This window comes from Natronorubrum sulfidifaciens JCM 14089, assembly GCF_000337735.1.
GTDB classification, from domain to species: Archaea; Halobacteriota; Halobacteria; order Halobacteriales; family Natrialbaceae; genus Natronorubrum; species Natronorubrum sulfidifaciens.
This window is the reverse complement of record NZ_AOHX01000046.1, coordinates 131,992-153,400: the sequence shown is the minus strand read 5'-3', so window position 1 is coordinate 153,400 and position 21,409 is coordinate 131,992. Positions and strand designations below refer to the sequence as shown.

Annotated in this window: 21 protein-coding genes and 1 tRNA gene; 13 read left to right on the top strand and 9 right to left on the bottom strand. The window is 61.5% G+C overall.

The features are described from left to right. Window positions 1–186: 186 nt before the first annotated feature. Entirely contained in the window at window positions 187–1,521 is a 1,335-nt protein-coding gene (gene trkA, locus C495_RS15485; RefSeq protein WP_008164556.1) for a Trk system potassium transporter TrkA, read from the top strand. A 122-nt stretch (window positions 1,522–1,643) separates the two neighbouring features. On the opposite strand, the gene C495_RS15480 is transcribed toward trkA, so the two are convergent. The 5 genes from C495_RS15480 to C495_RS15460 all read right to left on the bottom strand — a co-directional run bounded on the left by C495_RS15480 (window position 1,644) and on the right by C495_RS15460 (window position 6,999). Next, window positions 1,644–4,007: an amino acid permease gene (locus tag C495_RS15480; RefSeq protein ID WP_008164555.1), complete on the bottom strand. Its 2,364-nt coding sequence runs from the start codon at window positions 4,005–4,007 to the stop codon at window positions 1,644–1,646. Window positions 4,008–4,345: 338 nt separating this feature from the next. Beyond that, window positions 4,346–5,467, bottom strand: coding sequence for a DUF63 family protein (locus C495_RS15475; RefSeq protein ID WP_008164554.1), 1,122 nt, complete (start codon window positions 5,465–5,467; stop codon window positions 4,346–4,348). 72 nt (window positions 5,468–5,539) lie between these two features. Further along, window positions 5,540–6,349, bottom strand: a complete 810-nt coding sequence (locus C495_RS15470) for an inositol monophosphatase family protein (RefSeq protein WP_008164553.1) — start codon at window positions 6,347–6,349, stop codon at window positions 5,540–5,542. A 94-nt stretch (window positions 6,350–6,443) separates the two neighbouring features. Next, window positions 6,444–6,761: an amphi-Trp domain-containing protein gene (locus tag C495_RS15465; RefSeq protein WP_008164551.1), complete on the bottom strand. Its 318-nt coding sequence runs from the start codon at window positions 6,759–6,761 to the stop codon at window positions 6,444–6,446. A 155-nt stretch (window positions 6,762–6,916) separates the two neighbouring features. Next, window positions 6,917–6,999, bottom strand: a tRNA-Leu gene (locus C495_RS15460). A 174-nt stretch (window positions 7,000–7,173) separates the two neighbouring features. On the opposite strand from C495_RS15460, the gene C495_RS15455 reads away from it, so the two are divergent. Next, complete coding sequence (locus C495_RS15455) at window positions 7,174–7,401, top strand: DUF5795 family protein (protein ID WP_008164549.1); 228 nt, start codon at window positions 7,174–7,176, stop codon at window positions 7,399–7,401. Between the two features lie 42 nt (window positions 7,402–7,443). Here the strand turns inward: C495_RS15455 and C495_RS15450 are convergent, their stop codons facing one another. Both C495_RS15450 and C495_RS15445 read right to left on the bottom strand, forming a co-directional pair. Further along, window positions 7,444–8,565 (bottom strand): DUF7537 family lipoprotein, encoded by a 1,122-nt coding sequence (locus C495_RS15450; RefSeq protein ID WP_008164547.1) that lies wholly within the window; start codon window positions 8,563–8,565, stop codon window positions 7,444–7,446. Between the two features lie 190 nt (window positions 8,566–8,755). Further along, complete coding sequence (locus C495_RS15445; protein WP_008164545.1) at window positions 8,756–9,628, bottom strand: UbiA family prenyltransferase; 873 nt, start codon at window positions 9,626–9,628, stop codon at window positions 8,756–8,758. Between the two features lie 471 nt (window positions 9,629–10,099). On the opposite strand from C495_RS15445, the gene sucC reads away from it, so the two are divergent. From sucC to C495_RS15405, 8 genes are all read left to right on the top strand, one after another. Next, window positions 10,100–11,251, top strand: a complete 1,152-nt coding sequence (sucC, locus tag C495_RS15440) for an ADP-forming succinate--CoA ligase subunit beta (RefSeq protein WP_008164544.1) — start codon at window positions 10,100–10,102, stop codon at window positions 11,249–11,251. Next, complete coding sequence (gene sucD / locus C495_RS15435) at window positions 11,251–12,123, top strand: succinate--CoA ligase subunit alpha (protein WP_008164543.1); 873 nt, start codon at window positions 11,251–11,253, stop codon at window positions 12,121–12,123. Before sucC ends, sucD begins: the two co-directional genes overlap by 1 nt. A 494-nt stretch (window positions 12,124–12,617) precedes the next feature. After that, window positions 12,618–13,436, top strand: a complete 819-nt coding sequence (gene tbsP, locus C495_RS15430) for a transcriptional regulator TbsP (RefSeq protein WP_008164542.1) — start codon at window positions 12,618–12,620, stop codon at window positions 13,434–13,436. 137 nt (window positions 13,437–13,573) lie between these two features. Beyond that, window positions 13,574–14,278: an RNase P subunit p30 family protein gene (locus tag C495_RS15425; protein WP_008164541.1), complete on the top strand. Its 705-nt coding sequence runs from the start codon at window positions 13,574–13,576 to the stop codon at window positions 14,276–14,278. Continuing rightward, window positions 14,262–14,954 carry a class I SAM-dependent methyltransferase gene (locus C495_RS15420; RefSeq protein ID WP_008164540.1) on the top strand — a complete coding sequence of 231 codons (693 nt, stop codon included), beginning with the start codon at window positions 14,262–14,264 and terminating at the stop codon, window positions 14,952–14,954. Before C495_RS15425 ends, C495_RS15420 begins: the two co-directional genes overlap by 17 nt. Continuing rightward, entirely contained in the window at window positions 14,951–15,436 is a 486-nt protein-coding gene (locus C495_RS15415; RefSeq protein WP_008164538.1) for an Rpp14/Pop5 family protein, read from the top strand. The genes C495_RS15420 and C495_RS15415 overlap by 4 nt, the downstream gene beginning before the upstream one ends. A 4-nt stretch (window positions 15,437–15,440) precedes the next feature. Continuing rightward, window positions 15,441–16,196 (top strand): archaeal proteasome endopeptidase complex subunit alpha, encoded by a 756-nt coding sequence (gene psmA / locus C495_RS15410; protein ID WP_008164537.1) that lies wholly within the window; start codon window positions 15,441–15,443, stop codon window positions 16,194–16,196. 106 nt (window positions 16,197–16,302) lie between these two features. After that, window positions 16,303–17,028: a ribosome assembly factor SBDS gene (locus C495_RS15405; RefSeq protein ID WP_008164535.1), complete on the top strand. Its 726-nt coding sequence runs from the start codon at window positions 16,303–16,305 to the stop codon at window positions 17,026–17,028. A 30-nt stretch (window positions 17,029–17,058) separates the two neighbouring features. Here C495_RS15405 and C495_RS15400 read toward each other — a convergent pair whose 3' ends face one another. Further along, on the bottom strand, window positions 17,059–17,373 hold the full coding sequence (locus C495_RS15400; RefSeq protein ID WP_008164534.1) for an FUN14 domain-containing protein: 315 nt from the start codon (window positions 17,371–17,373) through the stop codon (window positions 17,059–17,061). A 289-nt stretch (window positions 17,374–17,662) separates the two neighbouring features. On the opposite strand from C495_RS15400, the gene hflX reads away from it, so the two are divergent. The 3 genes from hflX (at window position 17,663) to C495_RS15385 (ending at window position 20,566) form a co-directional block, all read left to right on the top strand. After that, the gene (gene hflX, locus C495_RS15395) at window positions 17,663–18,964 is read left to right on the top strand and encodes a GTPase HflX (RefSeq protein ID WP_008164533.1); all 1,302 of its coding nucleotides are present in this window, start codon (window positions 17,663–17,665) and stop codon (window positions 18,962–18,964) included. An 88-nt stretch (window positions 18,965–19,052) separates the two neighbouring features. Next, window positions 19,053–20,210, top strand: coding sequence for a thiolase family protein (locus C495_RS15390; protein WP_008164531.1), 1,158 nt, complete (start codon window positions 19,053–19,055; stop codon window positions 20,208–20,210). Continuing rightward, entirely contained in the window at window positions 20,207–20,566 is a 360-nt protein-coding gene (locus tag C495_RS15385) for a PhlB family protein (protein WP_008164530.1), read from the top strand. Before C495_RS15390 ends, C495_RS15385 begins: the two co-directional genes overlap by 4 nt. Here the strand turns inward: C495_RS15385 and C495_RS15380 are convergent. Further along, a complete protein-coding gene (locus C495_RS15380; RefSeq protein WP_008164528.1) occupies window positions 20,563–21,351 on the bottom strand; it encodes a DUF7547 family protein in 789 nt (262 codons plus the stop codon). The two genes, C495_RS15385 and C495_RS15380, sit on opposite strands and share 4 nt — an antisense overlap. Between the last annotated feature and the right edge of the window lie 58 nt (window positions 21,352–21,409).

The following is a 21,409-nucleotide window of genomic DNA, read 5'->3' as shown; positions in this document are numbered from 1 at the left end:
GTTATCTGTCATACGTATCCCTTGGTGGCCGGGCTCGTATATGCGTTCTCGAAACCGGCGACAGACGGCAGGTGTGGCGTCGTCTCCGAGACACGCGACCGCGTCCAGCGCTCGCTGGTCGTAACGCCTTTCGCCCTGCCGCTGAAACCCTCATGAAAGTATGTCCTCTCGGAGGGCGGAATAACAATGTACGTATTGATTGTCGGTGCAGGCGAGGTCGGTCGATCGATCGCGTCGAATCTCGAGGGATCACACGACGTCGCCGTCATCGAGCGCGATCCGGAACTCGCCGAAGAGATCACCTACTCGTTCGACGTGCTCTCGGTACAGGGCGACGGGACGGAACTCGAGACGCTTCGGGACGCAGGTCTCGAGAAGGCAGATCTGATCATCGCGTGTACCGAAAGCGACGAAACGAACATCGTCATCTGTGGGACGGTAAAAACCGCGACCGATGCGTTCACCATCGCACGCGTCCGCCGCCGCACGCTGTTGAACACGTGGGAGGGCTCCGAGGGAGCCTTCGGCGTGGATTTCATGGTCTGTACCGATCTGCTGGTCGCTCAGACGGTGTTCCGGATTTCCGGCTTCCCGCGGGCGCAGGACGTCGAGATGTTCGCCGGCGGGCTCGTCAGGATGGCCGAGTTCGAGATCGGGTCTGAAAGTCCCTTGATCGGAAACCGCGTCAGGGACGCCGACAAGTACGATTCGATGACGTTCGCCGGCGTCTTCCGGGACGACGAGATGATCGTCGCCAAGGGCGAAACCGTCTTTCAGGCCAGCGACCGGATCGTCGTCATCGGCAGCCCCAGTTCGGTCAAGGAGTTCGCGATGGCGACCGTCTGTGATACGACCTCGAGTGCGGACGACGTGGTGATCGTCGGGGGCAGCGAGATCGGCTTTCAGGCCGCCCGCGAGTTCGAAGCCCACGGATTCGAGCCGCGACTGGTCGAACGGGATCACGACCGCGCTCGCGAGATCGCTGAGGCGCTTCCCCACACGTTCGTCATGGAAAGCGATGCGACGGACACGGAGTTTCTCTCCCGCGAGCATATCGATGAAGCGGATATCGTCGTCGCCGCCCTCGACAGCGACGAGAAGAACCTGCTCGTTTCGCTGCTCGCCCGCCGGGTCGGCGTTGATCGGACGGTCGCGATCATCGAGAACACCGAATACACGGACCTCTTCGAGACCGTCGGGATCGACGTCGCGATCAACCCACGCGAGGAGACAGCCGAGGAGATCGTCCGTTTCACCCGAACCGACCAGACCGAGAAGATCGCGATGTTAGAACACGACCGTGCCGAAGTCATCGAGATCGAACTGGGCCACGAAAGCGCCCTCACGGGTCGAAAGATCGAGGAGTCGATGCGTGATCTTCCCGACTGTGTCGTCATCGGGGCGATCTCTCGAGGGGGCGAACTCATCACACCCCGCGGAACGACGGTGCCACAGGCCGGCGATCACGTCGTCCTCTTTATCGACGCAGCTGTCCTCGACGAGGTCTCCTCGGTGTTGTGAGCCATCGACACTGCCAAGACCCCATCCTATCACGAAAGCCACGCAGCGCTCGAGCCCGATCGCGTGCTGGTCTCGAAACCGCCGTGAAATACAGTCGCCGAACGGAGAGCGGATCGACGTCGTTACTCGTCGTCGAACCGCTTGCCAAAGAGTCGATCCCAGAGCGAGCGTTTCGTCGGACGCTCGGCTAACAGCACCGAACACTCGACCTCGTTGACGACGTCGTAGGCGAGCGATCCACGAAGCAGACGCGAGAGGAGTCCGCGTTCCGTGGCACCGATGATGATCAGTGAGTGTTCTCGAGCCGCCGTCGCGATCGCGTCCTCGACATCGACCGACGTGTCGATCCGAAGCGTCGCGTCCTCGAGGTTGCGATCGGCTGCCCACTCGGAGAGGAACGCCTCCCCCTCCGCTTGGTCGCCCTCGTCGACGACGTGTAAGAGCGTGATCTCGGAGCCGAGTTGATCGCGCATGTATCTGGCAACCTCGGCGCTGAGTTCGGAGTCCGGCCCACCAGCGGTCGGGACCAGCACGCGATCAGGCTCGAGGCCGCGGTCGTTGAGCACGAGGAAGTCACACGGAAGGTCGTGAGTCAACTCGTCGAGCGGGCGTTCTGCACGGCCTGCACTCCACGGTCGGCCGGGCCCCCAGCCCATAACGACGGTGTCGGCCTCTTCGCGGCGAGCCACGTTGAACACCTCTTCGAACGAGCGGTGGGAGACGACGGTCCGAACGTCGACGGGAACGTCGAGCGTTTCCGTACTCTCACGGACCTGATTCATCAATCGCTGCGATTCTTCGTCGATTCGGCGAATGTGTTCGGAGCCTTCCCGCAGCGGCGTCTGGTCGGGAACTTCGACGATGTGGACGGCTTTGACCCTGCCGCCGTTGGCTTTCGCGAGCACGCTTGCCAGCGACAGCAACGTCGACTCCGTTCGTGGGTTCGAGACCGGGACGACCACGGTGTAGTCGCTCTCCTCGGTCGGTTTAGCGACGTTTGCTGCGGAGACGGCGGCGTCGGGCATCTCTTCGGGTCGAGAGAGGATGTAGTTGCTCAGGATCCCCTCGCGGTCGGTCTTCGTTCGTGCGTACACGAAGTACCAGACGATGGCGAAGATGACGAACACCGCACTGATCGCGATCGCGAGCGGGTCCATGAAGTAGATCAGTCCGAGCGAGAGGACGAAGCCGGCAATCGGCGTGAACGGGTAGAACGGAACCTCGAAGTCCGGGTCGTACTCCGGCGGGTTCGTCTCGCGGAAGACGATCAGCGAGGCGTTGATCAGCCCATAGACGACGAGGTGGAGCACACTCGCTGCACTCGAGAGGATTTCGACGGTCTCCCCGAGGCCGATAATGAAGACGATTATCATCCCCCCAGTGACGGCGATCGATCGGTACGGCGTCGCGAACCGCGGGTGGATCTCGTTGAGTTTCGGCGTGACGATCTTGTCACGGCCCATCGCGAAGTTGATCCGGGCCGACGCGAGAATCGAGGCGTTCGCACTCGAGGCCGTTGCAAGCAACGCGGCAAGCGTAATCGAGGTCACCCCAACCCCGAGAATCGAGAACTCCAGTCCAGCAACCGCAAACTGGTAGTCGAAGACGATCTGGGCGGCGTACGACATCGGTGCGTTCTCGACTTCCTCGAGGAAGAACTCCTCGTGGGGGATCAGTCCCATCAGGAGGCCGACGAGAATCGTGTAGATGACCATCACGATGCCGACGCTGCCGATGATCGCGATCGGGAGGTTTCGGCCGGGGTTTTTGAGTTCCTCACCGATCGTCGCGATTTTCGCATAGCCGAGATAGGAGACGAACACGAGCGCTGCACCGGGGAGGATCGCCGCCGTTCCCTCGGGCGTGTAGCTGCCATCAACGGTGACGGTGCCCCAGTCGAACGAGAAGAAGCCGACGATGGCGAAGATCGTGAGGATGCCGAGCAAGAGCGTGACGATAGCAGTCTGGATGCCACCGGTCTCTTTTGCACCCATGTAGTTGACCCCGACGAACACGGCCCCGGCAACGATAGCTCCGATCTGAATGTCAGTGAGAACGATCGGTCCAAGCACAATCGTCGGGAGCAATGCGAGTTCCCCGAGTCCGGGGACCGGGACGACGACGCCATCGAGCAGGTCAGCGAGATATCCACCGAAGCCGATGGCATAAAACGCACTCGCGAAGGCGAGGCCGATCCAGTCGCCCATCCCCGAGATCGAACCGAACAGGGGACCGAGCGCGCGATTGATGTAGTAGTACGCGCCGCCGGCTTTCGGCATCGCCGTACCGAGTTCGCTCACCGTGATCGCGTTTATCATGGCGATTAGGCCACCGATAATAAACGAGATAACGACCACCGGACCTGCTTGCTGTGCAGCGATGCCGGGCAGCACGAAGATCCCCGCACCGACCATCGTCCCGATCCCGATCGCGAGCGCGGAGACGAGTCCGAGGTCCTTGGCGAGTTCTTCGTCGCCCCCGGTCATTGTCCTCGCCTCCGTACTCGGCCGTCGAAACGCAATAAGTCGATCTGTATCATTGTGTTATCATCAGTGTTTAATAAACGATTGCTCGAACTCATCCGCTGGCACTCGAGGCCCGGTTCGGAACACCGTCGCCCGAAACCGAGAGTTGCGTCTGATCGAGCATACAGTCACACATAGTTGGCGATGTGGCACCCACCCCTTAACTGGTTCGTTTGCCCGCAGAGAGCAGATAAAACAGTGTCTACAGTTGCCATACCCTCGAGTCACGGTGAGCCCGGTCGTCACCGACCCCCTCATCGCACGGCGGGCCGGTGCTCGATTCGGTTCCCGTTTCGTCGTCAGATACCGAACGTCGCCCGAAGCATGTCACGGGTTCCGGGTCCGAGACCGACGGCGACGACCGTGATCATCATCAAGATCGCAAAGCGCGGGTTCTCGTCGAAGATCTCCTCGTTGAAGATCCAGATGATGAAGACGGGGGCAGCGAGCTTCAACAGCGCGAACGGCCAGGCCTCACCGATGACGCTGGTAATGCTGGCAGGGACGATAGAGCCAGTGTACGTGACGATCGCGTCGTTGACCGGATGTTTTGGGGCGTAGCTGAGTCCCCAGACGTGCGACCAATCCAGCATGAGCTGGTTTGCAAAGCCATCGACTGCATGGGCCCAGATGACGACGATACCCATGGTCTCCGTCCCCCGATTTAGTTCGGGTGCAAACCGCGTGATACCCCACCAGACGAGTGCAGTCGAGACGGTCGCGGCGGTGAGGACGATCGCCGGGATCGAAGGGTAAAACGAGACGTACGCCGTCGTTGCGGCGAGATAGCCAAGCCAGCCAAGCGTTACGGCGAGGACGGCCGCGCCGATCCCGAAGAGTGGATACTCGTACCTCGAGACGGAACCGTTGCGCTCGAGAGAGACGGCGCCAACGAGCGCGACAAGCGCAATGAGCGCCACTGTAAAGTAGATCAACGGACTGATCAGGAACCCAGACCACGGCAGCTGAATGGCGAGTTCGCCCGTCTCGCGGTAGGTAGCCACGTTCGCGTCCTCGACCGTTCGGAGCGTCCCACCGAAGAGCATGAACGGGAACAGTGCGAAAAAGCCCCCGCGGAAGCTACCGATCTCGAGGCGGCGAAGCACAAACAGGATCCCGATCGCCATCAGGATGAGCGTCGGGATGTAGCCGGCGTAGGAGATGGCAGTGTACCCCGGCGCAGCGGTTGGCCCGAAGTCGCCAGTCGCCTCATTGCAGTGTATCTGTTCACCGCCCGCCCACGCGATACAGCTCCAGCCATGTGCGTCGGCGACCACTGGCCCCCAGAAATACTGCCAGATGATGTCGACGTACACGCGCTGTGGAAACACCCAGGCAGCGAGTGTGACCCCAACAGCGAGGAGGACAACGGTCGCGGCCCATACCCGCTCAGGGCCGTACCGTTCGATAAACTCGTCCATGACCGATATCCGTTGGGGTGGGCGCTTACCGTTTCCGGTTTTCGACAGTTCGTGAAAGGCGTGCCGACCGGTTTAGATCGTTCTTTCGATCGTCCGTGTGGCAGCACACAGCTCGTCGTGAAGATCGCCGTTCGAAGCCACGACCCCCGTACTGTCGTGTCGCCAGCGGTTCCCCTCGAGATCAGTGACGGTTCCGCCGGCTTCCCGCACCAACTGGACGCCAGCGACGGTGTCCCACGGGTTCGTCCGCAGGTTCGTCATCGTCCCCTCGAGTGCACCCGACGCGACCATCGCCAACTCGAGTTGGGCACAGCCAAAGCGGCGCATATCGCCAAAGCGTTCGACGATGGCCCGCGTCGCCGCGGCGTACTCCTCGCGGTGGTCGAAATCCCACCAGAACGTCGGACAGACGGTCGCAGCCTCCGGATCGCTGCAGTCGCTCACTGAAAGCGGCTCGTCGTTACGAAACGCACCGTCGGGACCGACGCGGTACGTATCCCCCAGCGCTGGACAGACCGTCGCCGCAGCGACCGGTTCGCCGTCGCGGACCGCGGCGACGACCGTCCCGAACGCGCGAGTCCCGCTGACGTAGTTGTTCGTCCCGTCGATGGGGTCGACGATCCAGGCCGGTCCCGTTTCGGGAACCCGTTTCAACGCGTCCGCTTCCTCGCCGACGATCGGGTCCGACGGAAACGCGTCCTCGAGGACCTCGATTACCCGCGTCTGGGCGTTCCGATCGACCTGCGTGACGACGTCCGTCTTCGCGTCCTTTCGTTCGACCTCGAGGTCCGTTCGAAACGACGCCGCCGCGACGTCCGCCCCCGCGGTCGCCGCACGGAGCGCGACGCCCGCTCGCCGAGACTCGTCTTCGCGTTCGCTCATTGTCTCCCGTCGGCGGGCCTATCCCAAAAGGGGTTGGACTTCAACACGGTCTCGATGTGCGCTCGAGCAGGCCGCGGCTTCCGTCGTGGTTGGCTTACTCGGCCCCAATCTCGAAGTCTTCGTCCTGGACGCGCCACTCGAGTTCGAACTCGAGTTCGCGTTGGTCTCCGTGTTCCTCGTACTCCACTTCGAACTGCATGTGTGGCGGGGCGTCGAACTCGACGGTCTCATCGCCAAAGGAGATCGTGACGGTCTCGCCGTCGTCAAACCCCTCGAGGAACGACTCGAGGTGGTCGACCACCTCCTCACGAGCGAGATAGCGTTCGTACTCGAGTTCGCGTCCCGATTCCTCTTCGTCGCTTTCGGCCTCTTCAGCGTCTACGTCCTCGTCACTCTCTGATTCCGGGGACATGCGAATCTCTGTTCTACGGCCCGGGAGATAACTGTTCGATACGCAATTGCAACTGGCGGTCGTGACAGCGGATCGACGGCGCTGTCGCTCTCCGATATGGGTCGTCTCAGAAGTTTGCGAGGGCAAGATACTGCTCTTGCCGCACTGTGTGACAGTGCGAGGGGAGGGAATCGAACCCACGAACGTCTACACGAGCGGATCTTGAGTCCGCCGCCGTTGGCCGCTTGGCTACCCTCGCACGCAATCGGTCATTGCCCCCTCGTGAGGTTAAATCGTCCGATTTTCGATTCAGTTCGTCGGCGGCTCGAGGCTGGGTCCGAATCGCTCGAGTGCACCGAAATCAGGCGCCTCGAGCCGGCAGGCCACTGCGGTGACCGGAAGCGCTTAGGAACGCCGAGCCAACGACTCGAGTATGAGCGAGAATCGCGTCGTGCAAGGGCGAATGGTCACGGGCAAGAAACTCGCGGAACTCATCGAGGGCGACTCCGTCATGGAAACCGAAGCGATCCAAGACGCCGACAGGGACTGTCCCGATTGCGAGGGCAACGTCCTGACAGTTGGCTACATGCCCTCCGTGACCGAGTTTATCACGGGTTGGAAATGTCAGGACTGCGATTGGAGCGAGACGGATCGGGACTGATCAGCTGCGATCGGCTACCTCTGATCGCAGCTATCCACGGCATCACAGGGGAATCGATCCTTCGTAGATCGGGAAGCCGTCATTTCGGATGCTGAGATGGGCGTATCGAGCATCGATGTTGCTCGATGATGCTGGTGTCTCGTTTATGGCGGCCGACAGACTCTCGCCGTCGACTGCGACGACGATCCGGTCGCCGACTGTCAATTCTTCCGGTAGCCGCAGGTGGTCGTTTCCAGCCCTGATATTAACACTGACATCCGAACCTGCGGGGATCGGAGCGCCGTTGACGAATTCGAGTTCGAGATAGCCGTCGTCGGTTTTGCTCGGCGTAAACTGCCGTCCCTCTGAACGGGCAGTGTTCGCCCAGTTCGGTTCTGTCGCCGTTGTGTCCCCGACGCCGTGATACGTTATTTCGGCCGTTTCTCGCCCCGATTCTTGGGGGAATTGATACTCGATGTCGTACCTGAATCGTCTCACAATGCCGTCTTCGGTGATGAACAGTGATCCCGTTGCCTCATCGACGGACTCGGAGTGAACCAATCGCTCAAGTGCGTTCGAGTCGGCGATAGACGTCACGTCGTACTGGGCAGTGAGCGTGCCGTCGACGTCGACTACCGCCGTCGCTTCGCCGAATTCGAACCCCGAGACGAACTGTTCGATGGTGCGTTCCTCGAGGAAGTCACTCGTGCTCGGTGCGTCCGATGTAATCTGATACTCCTCTCGGAAGCCGCCCTCACGACGGAACAGCCCGCTAGACTCGCCGTGAAGTGTCCAGACCTGTTCTTCGTAGCGGTCTGTGTCTCGAGTCGCATGAACCCCGTCCGTCGATATTCGTGACTCGGTTTGCTCTTCGTCCGAATGGCGTTCGAACTCGCGCCCACGACTGCTCGAGACGGTAGCTGAGCCAGTGTCGTAGATCGTCTCGATGTGGGCGTCAGCGAAGGTGACCGCGTCGATCTCGGTCCGACTCGCGTGCTCCGGGAACTCGAAGTCGTCCAACGACGGCTCACTGTCCCCTTCGGTGGTGTCGTCGGTACTGTCGTCGTCGCTTTCATCGTCGGTATCGTCGCCCTCGGCTTCGTCGGCGTCGGTACTACTCGTACAACCCGCGATAGCGATCGTCGGAACGGCTCCAAGTGTCGCTAGCAGTCGTCGTCTATTCATAACAGAAACAGGTAAGTGAGGTTTTATATAATTTATCAAATATTTATATCTTACATTTTCTAGTATATTTTACTATGTAGAGAGCTATTTCATTCAGTCGAGTACCTTACGTCTGATTCCACAGTACGGTTATCTGATAGTCTCCGCATGACAAGCGCTGCAAGACGGTGCACTCGTTGCCCGTGTCGTTTCACCAGACCAGCCACTCGAGGGCGACGACGACGGCGGCAAGAAACACGTGCTCGCCGTCGACGACGAAGCCGTAGTACAGCGGCCCGCGCTCGGGTGTCGCAAACGGAATATAACACGCGACGTAGGTGTTCATCGCGAGCACGGAGAGAAACGAACTCGAGAGTGAAGTCGCAACGACGAGCGCGACGACGACCACGGCGACGGCGACGTTGGCGAGCTGCGAATAGGAGCGCGTCGCCGCCGAGCCGAGTCTGTTCGGCACGGTTGCGATCCCCTCCGCGCGGTCGCCTTCGATGTCCTTGATGTCGAAGATCACCGCCGCGATGGTGATCATCGCAGTCACGTAGCCCGTGAGTACGAGGATTTCGAGCGTCCAGAGCTGGCTGTAGTAGTACCCAGCCCCCAGCGGGATCGCCCCCCAGGCGAAGCCCACGACGAGGTTTTTGACGAGAAAGAGCTGTTTGACGCCGCCGACGGAGTACAGCAGGGCAACGGCGAGCGGCAACAGCAGGTAGACCGCGCCCTCGAGCCCCACGATGACCGCGCCCGCGATGGCGGCGACGTAGAGCCCGACACCGACCACCAACAGGAGCCAGCCGTACCGTCTGGTAAACGCCGCCCGCTCTGGCACGTTGGCTTCGTCTTCCTCGAGGTCGGTGAATCGGTTGACGGTGTAGACGAACAGCGTGGCCGCGAAGACGATAAACACCGGCAGAGCCTCGAGCGGGAGGTCGGCAAGGATGACCGTCGTGACGAGGACGCTCATCGTCGCCAGCGAAATGAAGAGGTTGCTGTGGACCAACAGCCGCAGGACGCGCTGTAGCGACGCGTACCACCCTTGGCTGTGGTGAACTGCAGTCGGTGTGGTCACGTCAGGTCGGCCTCCGGCCGGTGACGACGGTGACGAGCATGTCTGTAGGCTGGGCCACTCCCGATGGCCGTTCGCTCAGTGGTGGATTATCGCTGCCCGGAGTCAACTGTTGCGGTAGCGTAGCGTATCACGGGTTCTTCGTTCAGGGACGGTGGCCGAAGCCACGCCGACGTACAGCAGCCGGGGGTGGTTCCACTCGAGTCTCGAGAAGAGAGAGTAACAGCTGATACTGATCACACAGCCGCCGTGCGATGGGATGTGCAGTGACGGTCAGTGGCTACGATAGCACACGAGCTGTCAGGAAACAGGGGTTGCAGATTTATTTGAAATCGAGTTGTTTTTCGTCAACTGAAGTGTGCTAAAACGGCAGCAACCGCCGGTTGCAGTGTCGAGACCACGAATCAAGAGAGCGATCACCGCGAGTGAAACTAACAGGATTTAAGCAACGCGGGAACGGCCGTTCGAATGGTTATGAAACTACACGAGTATCAGGCGAAGCAAGTCTTCGCCGACGCCGGCATCCCAACGCCGGCCTCTCAACTCGCCTCTGACGTCGACGGCGTCGTCGCCGCGGCCGAGGAGATCGGGTATCCAGTCGCGATCAAAGCACAGGTACAGGTCGGTGGCCGCGGCAAGGCCGGCGGGATCAAACTCGTCGACGACGAGGACGAAGCCCGCGAGGCAGCCGACGAGATTCTGGGGATGGATCTCAAAGGCTACCACGTCGGCAGCGTACTCGTCGAGGGCGCAGTCGACTTCACCGACGAACTCTACGTCGGGATCACGATGGACCGTGGCGAGGGCAAACCCGTCGCGATGGTCTCGACCAAGGGTGGCGTCAACATCGAAGAGGTCGCCGAGGAAGACCCCGACGCCATCGCGAAAGAACACATCGACCCCTCCTTCGGGATGCACCCATACCAGGCCCGCAAGGCCGTCTACGACGCGGGTGTCGACAAGGCCGTCGCACGTGACGTCTCGAGCGTCCTCATGACGCTGTACGAACTCTGGGAGGACCGTGACGGCTCCGACGCCGAGATCAACCCGCTGATGGTCACGGCAGACGACGACGTCATCGCGGCCGACGCCGTGATGAACATCGACGAAGACGCGCTGTTCCGACAGCCCGAACTCGCCGAGATGGAAGCCGAAGCCGCCAGCACTGGCGACGAACTCGAGCAGAAGGCCGACGAGTACGGTTTCGACTACGTCCGTCTCGAGGGCAACACGGGGATCATCGGCAACGGTGCCGGTCTCGTGATGACGACACTCGACCTCGTCGACTACTACGGCGGCGAGCCGGCGAACTTCCTCGACGTCGGTGGCGGTGCGAAAGCCGACCGAATCGCGAACGCGCTCGATATGGTGTTCTCGGACGACAACGTCGACAGCGTCGTCTTCAACATCTTCGGCGGCATCACCCGCGGTGACGAAGTCGCCAAGGGGATCAACGAAGCACTCGAGCAGTTCGACGAGATTCCTAAGCCAGTCGTCGTCCGTCTCGCTGGCACCAACTGGGAGGAAGGCATGGAGATTCTGAACGAAGACCTCGTGACGGTCGAACAGACCCTCGAGGATGCGGTACAGCGTGCCGTCGAGTACGCTGGGGAGGTGAACGAATAATGAGCGTTCTAGTCGACGACGACACGCGCGTCGTGGTACAGGGCATCACCGGCGGGGAAGGCAAGTTCCACGCCGAACAGATGATGGAGTACGGCACCAACGTCGTTGCCGGTGCAGTCCCCGGCAAAGGCGGTCAGGAAGTCAACGGTGTGCCGGTGTACGATACAGTCCACCAGGCCGTCGAGGAGGAGAACGCCGACACGTCCGTGATCTTCGTCCCGCCAGCGTTCGCCGGTGACGCCGTTTTCGAGTCGCTCGACTCGGATCTCGACCTCGCAGTCGCGATTACGGAAGGCATTCCGACCCAGGACATGGCGCGAGTCAACAAGCGCCTCTCCGAGACCGACACCCGGCTCATCGGTCCGAACTGTCCCGGCCTCATCACGCCCGGCGAGGCCAAACTCGGCATTCTCCCCGGGAACATCTTCTCGGAAGGGAACGTCGGTCTCGTCTCCCGCTCGGGGACGCTGACTTATCAGGTCGTCGACAATCTGACCAACCGCGGCATCGGCCAGACGACCGCCATCGGTATCGGTGGCGACCCGATCATCGGCACCGACTTCGTCGACGCCCTCGAGCTGTTCGAGAACGACGACGACACCGACGCGATCGTCATGTGCGGTGAGATCGGTGGCGAGGACGAAGAGGAAGCCGCCGCGTTCATCGACGAGAACGTCGACACGCCGGTCGCCGGCTTCATCGCCGGCCGTACCGCACCGCCAGGCAAACGCATGGGCCACGCTGGTGCGATCGTCTCCGGCTCCGGAACCGGCACTGCAGAAAGCAAGATCAACGCCCTGAACGACGCGGGCGTCCCCGTCGGCGACACACCTGAGGAGGTCGCCGACCACATCGAAGAGTTCCTCGCCTAACGCGGCGAACCACGCTTTTTGCGGTTTCGGCGCCGTGACCTCGGTCAGCGGTTGCTCTCTTCCTCGAGGGGATGGTTGACACGTCAATTGTATTATTTTTCCACCACACAATAATTTAAATAGAAAGATAAAGAACGTCTAAATACATGGACCCTACAGTGCTGCTCGAGGTTGGAACCGTGTTCGGAGAGGTGTTCTCGCTCGTTGGATACCCACTACTCGAGTTCGACTTCCTGCTTCAGGTGTCTGAGTACAGAGGACCGTAGCCCGACCCGAGCGCCGGCGGGTCGGACGACACAGTCGAGTGACGACGTTCAATTCAGATAGCACCGCGGATACTATTGCTATCGAACTCGCAAAGAATCCTGAAACGATACGAAAGAATCGATGGGTGACGTGACAAAAACTACCGGTAGCATCGCCAGAGTTCAAGTTGTAGCTCGAAAACGGCCAACAAAATTAAGTGGGTCGCAATCGTTTACTTCTGTACAGAGATGACCTCGAATTTACTCAACCATCAGATTGACGATATCCTCGAGTCAGTTCTCGAGGAGGCGTCCGGGGACGTCTACATGGTCAATCCGTCTGCAGACGCGATTGAACAGTTCGTATCCGTTGCGACTGCGTTCGACGGCGAGCGACCATCGGTGAAGATGCTTGCCGACGAGCGAACGCTCAAAGACGTCATGGACGACTTCATCGTCGCCTCGAACGCCGCCGACCTCATCAGCGACGACGCACTCGGCCTGCGAACGCTCGAGGAAGCACCCGAGAACTCGTTGTTGATCACCGAAGAGCGCGTCATCGCGATCGTTCACGCTGGCGACCGCGTTGGCGGCCTCATCACCGACGACGAGAGTTTCGTCGAGGACACGTACGACACCTACGCAGCCCGCTGGGCCGACGCGTCGCAGTTCAACCTCCGGACCCCGCCGATTACGGACGTCCGTGAGACGCTCTCCGAGGAGATCAGCGCCGACGCCGAGGCGGACTTCACGGCGATTCTTAACTCGCTCGAGACCGCCCGCGGTGATGGCGACGGCCTCGATGAGGTGACGATCTCGCTGCTGGTCGCCGCCAAGAACGAGGCGCTGCTCTATGATATCAGCAAATGGGGCGAAGACGTCGGCATCGCCTCCAAAGCGACGTTCTCCCGGACGAAGACCAAACTCGAGGACATGGGCCTGATCGACACCGAGAAGGTGCCGATCGACGTCGGCCGACCACGCCTGCGCCTGAAGATCGGCGACGACCGACTCCGTGAGGCCGACAACGGCCAGCTCGCGACGGTCGCCCAGTCGATTCTCAACTGACGATCGCTCGCGCTCTTGACACGGTGTTGGAAACCGTCTCGATTCGATCCCGACCGCTTGTGTTCTCCTGTTCTAGGTTTCTGTTTTCGCCGTCGCATGGCGCAAACCCCAAGTCGACGCCGTGAGACGACTCGAGTATGTACGAGGCCGTTCACGCCCACCCCGACGGACAGAGCACGGTCGCCAGATACGCAAAGACGGCGGCCGACTACGGCTTCGAGGGCGTGGTCGTGCGCAACCACACGGACTCACGCGCGGCGTACGATGCCGAGCAGATCAGCGAGACGTACGGGATCGACGTCGTCTCCGGCCTCGAGATCCGCGCCACCGACCCACAGGAGGCCGGCGGCTCGGTGGGAAACTATCGCTCCTCGCAGACGATTCTGGCGCTTCACGGCGGAACAAACGCGTTGAACAGGTTTGCCGTCGAAACCGAGAAACTCGACGTGCTGGCCCATCCGATGACCGACCGCGGCGACATCAACCACGTGCTCGTCAAAGCCGCCGTCGAGAACGGCGTTCGACTCGAGTTCAATCTCTCGGGCGTGCTTCGCAAGAGCGGCGGCCAGCGAGTCCGGGTCATCCAGTCGCTTCGCAAACTCAAAGAGATCGTCGACTACTACGACGCCCCATACGTCGTCAGCGCCGATCCGACCTCCCACCTCGAGTTACGTGGGCCGCGAGAACTGTGCGCGCTGGGCGAGCAACTCGGCTTCTCGAGCGAGTTTATTACGGACGGGATGACTGAGTGGGGACGACTCGCCGAGCGCAACCGCCACGTGCAGTCCGAGTCGTTCATTGAGCCGGGTGTCGAACGGGGGAGATATGAAGAAGAGTCTTGACGAACACGCCGCCCGGTTCGACGACCTCGCCGGCGAGTACGACGACGACAAATCTGACGAGTACCGCGCCTGTGCGAATCTGGTCGTCGAACACGCCACACCCGAGGTCAACGACACCGAGTCGCCGGAGCCGCCTCGAGACCGCACTCGATCCGCTCACGGGGACGTCGTTCTCGACCTCGCGACGGGGACGGGAGCGATCGCACTCGCACTCGCTCCCGACGCAGCGCGCGTCGTCGGCCGCGACATCAGCGAAGGGATGCTCGCGGAAGCCGAGCGGAAAGCCGACGAGGAGGGACTCGAGAACGTCGAGTTCGACTACGGCACGTTCCGGGAACCCAACTACGACGGTCCGGTCGATATCGTCACCTCGAACTTCGCGCTACACCACCTCTCGGACGAGGAAAAGCGCGAGGCGATCGACGTGATCGCCGCCCTCGAGCCGCGACGATTCGTCCTCGGGGACGTGATGTTCTTCGGCGAGGCAGATCCCGACGAGCCGTTTTACTCGCCGGATGTCGACGATCCGGCGACTGTGGGAACGCTCGCCGACGCCCTTACCGACGCGGGCTTTTCGCTGACGGCCGTCGAACGCGTCCACGATCAGGTCGGCGTGCTGGTCGCAGAGCGACCGCCGACTGCAGTCGAAGCCGCAGGTGAGAGTGCGAACCGATGAAACACCTCCCGAAACATCTCCAGCCGCGCTGGCGGTATCTGGCCGTCGAACTCGAGAGCTGGCCCGACACGTCGATCAGTCGCCGTGACTTCCAGCGCGAGTGCTGGTATGCAGCCCAGAACTTACTGGGCGATCCGGGGAGCGCTCGCGCCGATATGACGGTCATCAGGTTCGAGTTTACCGGCAAAACCGGCGAGGCGATCGTTCGGGTCCGCCGCGGCGAGACCGAACCGGCCCGTGCAGCGCTGTCCTGTATCGACGAGATAGACGGCGCTCCCGTCGGAATCTACGTCTGCGGTATCAGTGGCACGATCCGTGCCGCTGAAGAAAACTATTTAGGACGCCGCGGGCAAGATTCTGAAGAGAGAAACGTCGTGTTCGGGAACGAAGAGCGAGTCGCCGTCCTGCGGGAATGCGTTGCAGACGTGCGACTCGATGAGGCGTTTGCGGGCGCGACAGACCTCGATTACGATTTAGCGTGATACTATGCAGGGACAAGCCCAACAGCAGGCGTACGACCGAGGCATCACGATCTTCTCGCCCGACGGCCGACTCTACCAGGTCGAGTACGCTCGCGAGGCGGTCAAACGAGGAACAGCAAGTATCGGCGTTCGAACGCCGGACGGCGTCGTGCTGGCCGTCGACAAACGAGTCCCCTCCGAGCTGCTCGAGGACTCGAGTGTCGAGAAGATTCACAAAGCTGACAACCACATCGGCATCGCAAGCGCCGGCCACGTGGCTGACGCTCGCCAGCTGATCGACTTCGCTCGCCGTCAGACGCAGGTCAACCAGCTGCGATACGGCGAGCCGATCGGCGTCGAGACGCTCACCAAGGAAGTCACCGACCACATCCAGCAGTACACCCAAGTCGGCGGCGCACGCCCGTTCGGTGTCGCGCTGATCGTCGGTGGCGTCGAGAACGGCGAACCACGACTGTTCGAGACCGACCCCTCGGGGACGCCCTACGAGTGGAAAGCACTCGCTGTCGGAGCCGACCGGGGCGAACTTCAGGAGTACTTAGAGGAGAACTACGACGAGGAATCGGACCTCGATGGCGGGATCGCACTCGCACTCGACGCACTCGCGTCGGTCAACGACGGCTCGCTGCTTCCGAGCGAAGTCGGCCTCGCAACGGTCGACGCCGAGACCGAATCCTTCGAGCAGTTCGACCACGACAAGATCGAGTCCCACCTCGAGGAGAACGACCTCCTCGACACCGGCGACGACGAAGCCGACGAGTAATCGAGACACCGCGGTTCCGGTTTCGGGTTTTGCGGACTCACACCCGTTCCAGCGAGAGCGACCGGCAGGAAAAGCGCTTTTAATGGTTCGGGGGGTATGCTTCGGTATGATATCACTCGACGAGGCGGTGACGGCGCGACTCGAGTCACACGGGGCGCGGTTTGAAGTGTTAGTCGACCCGGACGCGGCGCTGGCGATCAAACGCGACGAGTTCGACGGCGATCTCGAGGACGTCATCGCGGCCGAAGATGTCTTCGAGGACGCCTCGCGAGGGGATCGACCGGCAGAAAACGACCTCGAGGACGTCTTCGAGACGACGGAGCCACTCGAGATCATCCCCGAAGTGATCAAACGCGGGGAGATCCAGATCACGGCCGACCAGCGCCGCGAGATGCAAGAACAGAAACGCAAACAGCTGATCGACACCATCGCGCGCAACGCGATCAACCCGCAGATGGACAACGCGCCCCATCCGCCCGAGCGCATCGAGAACGCACTCGAGGAGGCCGGTTTTACCGTCGATCCGATGGAGCCGGTCGAGACACAGGTCGACGAGGCGCTCGAGGCACTTCGACCGGTGATCCCGATTCGGTTCGAGGAAGTGACGATCGCGGTCCAGATCCCCGCCGACTACGCCGGCAGCGCACAGGCACAGATCCGCGGCTTCGGCGACTTAGAACGCGAGGAGTGGCAACCCGACGGCTCGTGGATCGGTGTGTTGACGTTCCCGGCGGGAATGCAAAACGAGTTCTACGACGTCGTCAACGAGCACACAAGCGGGAACGCCGAAACCGAGATCGTCAAGGACAAAGACGATCTCAAGACTCGCTGAGACGGACGGATTCGAGCAGCCGTTTGAGACCTACCCTCTCTGAAAGCCGATCAGAAAGCCGCTGGTGAAGCCGACACCGACCGACAGCATCGACAACACGGATTCGAACCAGTGGCTGGCCTGTCTCTGCGTCTGTGCCTGCGTTTCGATGAGCCCTGCCGAGAGCCGGTTCCAGTCGACGATGAGGATCTCCTGGGACTCGAGATATCGAAACGCCATGAGTTGGACGCCGATGATGACCGCGACGAGTTTGGCGACCTGTTTCGTGGCAACTCCGAACACCCCACCGAGGACCGCGCTCCCGCCGAACTCGAGGGCGAGCGTGGCCGGATCGACGTCTAGCATCACGGCTTCGCATTCGAGTCGGCGATAATGACTGTTGTGATACCACGAACTGGTAGGTCGATCGAGCACGGGATTCAAGACTGTCGGGCGCGTACCGTTGTGTATGATTACCGTTCATCCAACAGAGGTGTGTGACCGGCATCCCTAGCGTGATCGGGCGCGTGTCGAACCGACTGCAGCGCCAGTGTGAGCAGCGTCTTCGACTGCTGGCTCGCCGGATCGACGATCGGTCCAGTTCGAGTCATTCCGACCGACCACGCCCGAGTGACATCCACAGTTTGCACCCTATATGAGAGCAATTATCGCAAAACGCGTCGATTCCGGAACGCCCGATACAAGCGAGATCCGTGACCTCGCCGAAGCGGCAGGGTACACCGTCGCCGGCGAGATTACCCAATCACGGCGAGCCGATCCCGCCCTCCAGCTCGGTGAGGGGAAAGCCGAAGCACTCGCCGAGACCGTCGTCAAAACCGACGCGATGACGGTCATTTTCGACAACCGACTCGGTCCCTATCAGACGTACAACCTCGGCCAGCTGTTGCCCGACGGCGTCGAGGTCATCGACCGATTCACCCTGATCCTCGAGATCTTCGGCCAGCGCGCCCAGACCCGGAAAGCACAGCTGCAGGTCGAGTTGGCCGAACTCCGATACGAACTGCCCCGTGCCGAGGCCAAGACCAGTCTGGCCAAACGCGAGGAACACCCCGGTTTCATGGGGCTCGGGGAGTACGACGAGAGTCGCGAACAGGACATCAAAAACCAGATCAGCCGGATCAGGGACGAACTCGAGCAGATCGAGCAGACCGAAGAACAGCGCCGGGAGCGCAGACGCGATTCGGGGTTCGATCTGGTCGCGCTCGCGGGCTATACGAACGCCGGGAAATCGACCCTGCTGCGCCAACTCGCCGACGATTTAGCGGTCGAGGAGAACGACGGACTGCATCCGGACCTCGATCCGACCGCCGAATCGCAGGACAAGCTGTTCACGACGCTTGGAACGACGACGCGCCGGGCCGATATCGAACCGCGGGACGTGCTGGTGACCGACACTGTCGGCTTCATCAGCGATCTGCCCCACTGGCTGGTCGAGTCGTTCAAGTCGACGCTGGATTCGGTCTACCGGGCGGATCTGGTCTTGCTCGTCGTCGACGTCAGCGAGGACATCGACGAGATCCACGAGAAACTCGTTACCTGCCACGATACCCTCTATGAGCGCAACGAAGCGCCGATCGTGACCGTGTTGAACAAGATCGACGCGGTCGACGACGAGGACTTAGCGGAGAAACAAGCCGCGCTCTCGGCGCTCGCACCGAACCCGGTGACAGTCAGCGCGAAAACGGGAACGAACATCGAGACGCTGCTCGAGCGGATCGACGCGGAACTTCCCGAGTGGCAGGAAGAACGACTCCTCTTGCCGATGACCGACGAGACGATGAGCATCGTCTCTTGGATCCACGACAACGCGAACGTCGACGATGTTACCTACGGCGATACGGATGTCATCATCGAGTTCGAAGCCCGCCCAGCGGTGATTTCACAGGCCCGCTCGCGTGCGACCGAACTGCAAACGGCAGCGGCGGAGTCCGCGTAGGTCCCCTCCCGGTTCTGGCCAAAATAGTGGGGTATGTAAACACACACCTACCCTTACATATAAATCGTTGACTATAATTTGGTAAGCTATGGAACGTGTTGCAGTAATCGGAGCCTCGATGACCCAGTTCGGGCAACGCGAGGGCTGGATTCTCGACCTGCTTTCGGAGGCCGGAATCGAGTGTCTGGACGATGCAGGTGTCGACGCCGAAGCTGTCGAGCATCTGTACGTCTCGAACATGGCAAGCGGCGAGTTCGAAGGACAGACAGGTGTGCCGAACGCGCTGGCACACGACCTCGATGCGATGCCAGCGTACACCCAGCGTGTCGACCAGACGAGTTCGAGCGGCGGAGCGGGAATCTATGCCGCCTGGCAGTCAGTGGCAAGCGGTGCCAGCGAGATGACGTTGCTCGTCGGCGGCGAGAAGATGACCCATCGGACGACCGGCGAAGCGACCGATGTCATCGCATCACTGACCCACCCCGTCGAGTACAAAACCGGCGTCACGCTGCCGTCGTTTGCCGGGCTGACGGCTCGCCACTACTTGGAACGGTTCGACGCCCCCCGCGAGAGTCTCGGGAAAGTCGCCGTCAAGAACCACAAAAACGGCGTCGACAACCCTCACGCCCAGTTTCAGAAGGAAGTCGACTTGGAGACCGTCCTCGAGTCGCCGATTGTCGCCGATCCGCTGCGGCTGTATGACTTCTGTCCGATCACGGACGGCTCGGCCGCACTCATGCTCTGTCCCAAGTCGGTTGCGAAAGAGTACACCGACGACTACGTCGTTATCGCGGGGATCGACGGCGCAACGGACACTCACGTCGTCCACGAACGCGAGGACCCGACGATCATGGGCGGTGTCGTCGAGAGCGGCAAGGGGGCTTACGAGATGAGCGGCTACGGCCCCGACGACATCGATGTTGCCGAACTCCACGACATGTTCACCATCCTCGAGTTCCTCCAGATGGAGGGGCTTGGCTTCGCCGAGCAGGGAGAGGCCTGGAAACTGATCGAGGAGGGCTACACCGAACGCGACACCGGCGAGTTGCCGATCAACACCTCCGGTGGGCTCAAATCGAAGGGCCACCCACTGGGCGCAAGCGGCGTCGCACAGGGTGTCGAGATCTACGAACAGCTCATGGGTGAAGCCGGCCCACGACAGGTCGACGCCGATATCGGCCTGACCTGTAACGTCGGCGGCTTTGGCAACTGTGTGATTACCACGATCATGGAGGCAGCACAATGACGATGGACGCCTACAAGTACGAGGACGGTTCGATCAGCTACCCCGGCCACCCGCGTGGTCCCGGCGGCACGGAACCGGTCGACACGGTCGATCTGAGCGAGTACACCGCTGAGGTCGTGACGTGGACGAAAAGTACGGCCACCCCACCCGGCGTCCGCGAGCCGAACACGCTCGCGATCGTCGAGTTCGACGTTGAGGGAGAATCGGTCCGCGCAATCGTCCAGTTGACGACTGACGATGTCGAGACCGGCGACGAAGTCGAACCGGTCTACGTCGAAGAACTCCGCGAACCCGGAGCCGGCATTCGCGAACCCGAAAGTCAGGACTGGGACGGCTACCGGTTCGATCCGGTCTAACTCTCGGAGTCGGAACCGGCGACGTCATCGTCGTCGCCGTCGGAATCGGTTGTTTCGCCGTTCTCATCAGCGCCCTCGTTTTCACGGTCCGCGTTTTCGGACGCGGTGTCCGGCATATCGTTCTCGGCTTCGTCGTCTCCATACTGCTCTTTCAGCGTCTCGAGTTCAGCGTCGACGTCGACGCGAGAGGCAGGATCGCCGCGGTTGTCGGGAGAGACACCATTCTGCAGGTCGTCGGGCCGCCCCTCCTGTACGTCGATCCGAACGACGTCCGTTGACTCCGTCCGGTCGATCTGTTGCCGGTCGACGTCGGCCCCGACGTCTCGCAGTCGGCTGTCGACGTCGTCGCGTAACTCGCGGGCCTCGGTAAGCAACTCGCGTGCGCCGTCGTCAGCAGGCAGCGTCCCATCGCTTGCGGCCTGCTGTAAGCGGGCTAAGACGCCATCGAGCTGTGAGAGGGTTGTCTGCCGGAGCTCGCTGGCCCGCTTGCTCGTGGCGCTCGTCGCCTCGGTCGTTCGATCGCGAACGTCTCGCTCGGTCCGTGCGAGTGCAAGCGCCCGCTGGAATCCCTCGAGCGCCCGCACACTCGTCTCGAGGACGGCGATCGTCGCAGGTACTGCCACCTCATCAGTAAAGGCGAGTAGCTCTCGAGGCGTCGGGGGCCGCAGTGGTGACGGTCGAAGCCGCGGTCGGCGCTGGGTGGACTCGAGTTCCTGCTGGAGGGCCTCGATCGTCCGCGTGAGGTCGCGGACGGCCGCGAGGAGTTCGTCGTCGTGGTCGACCATACGTACGCTACGGCGCCCGGTATGAAAAGCCGGACGGTGAGAACGACCGCCGATCTGG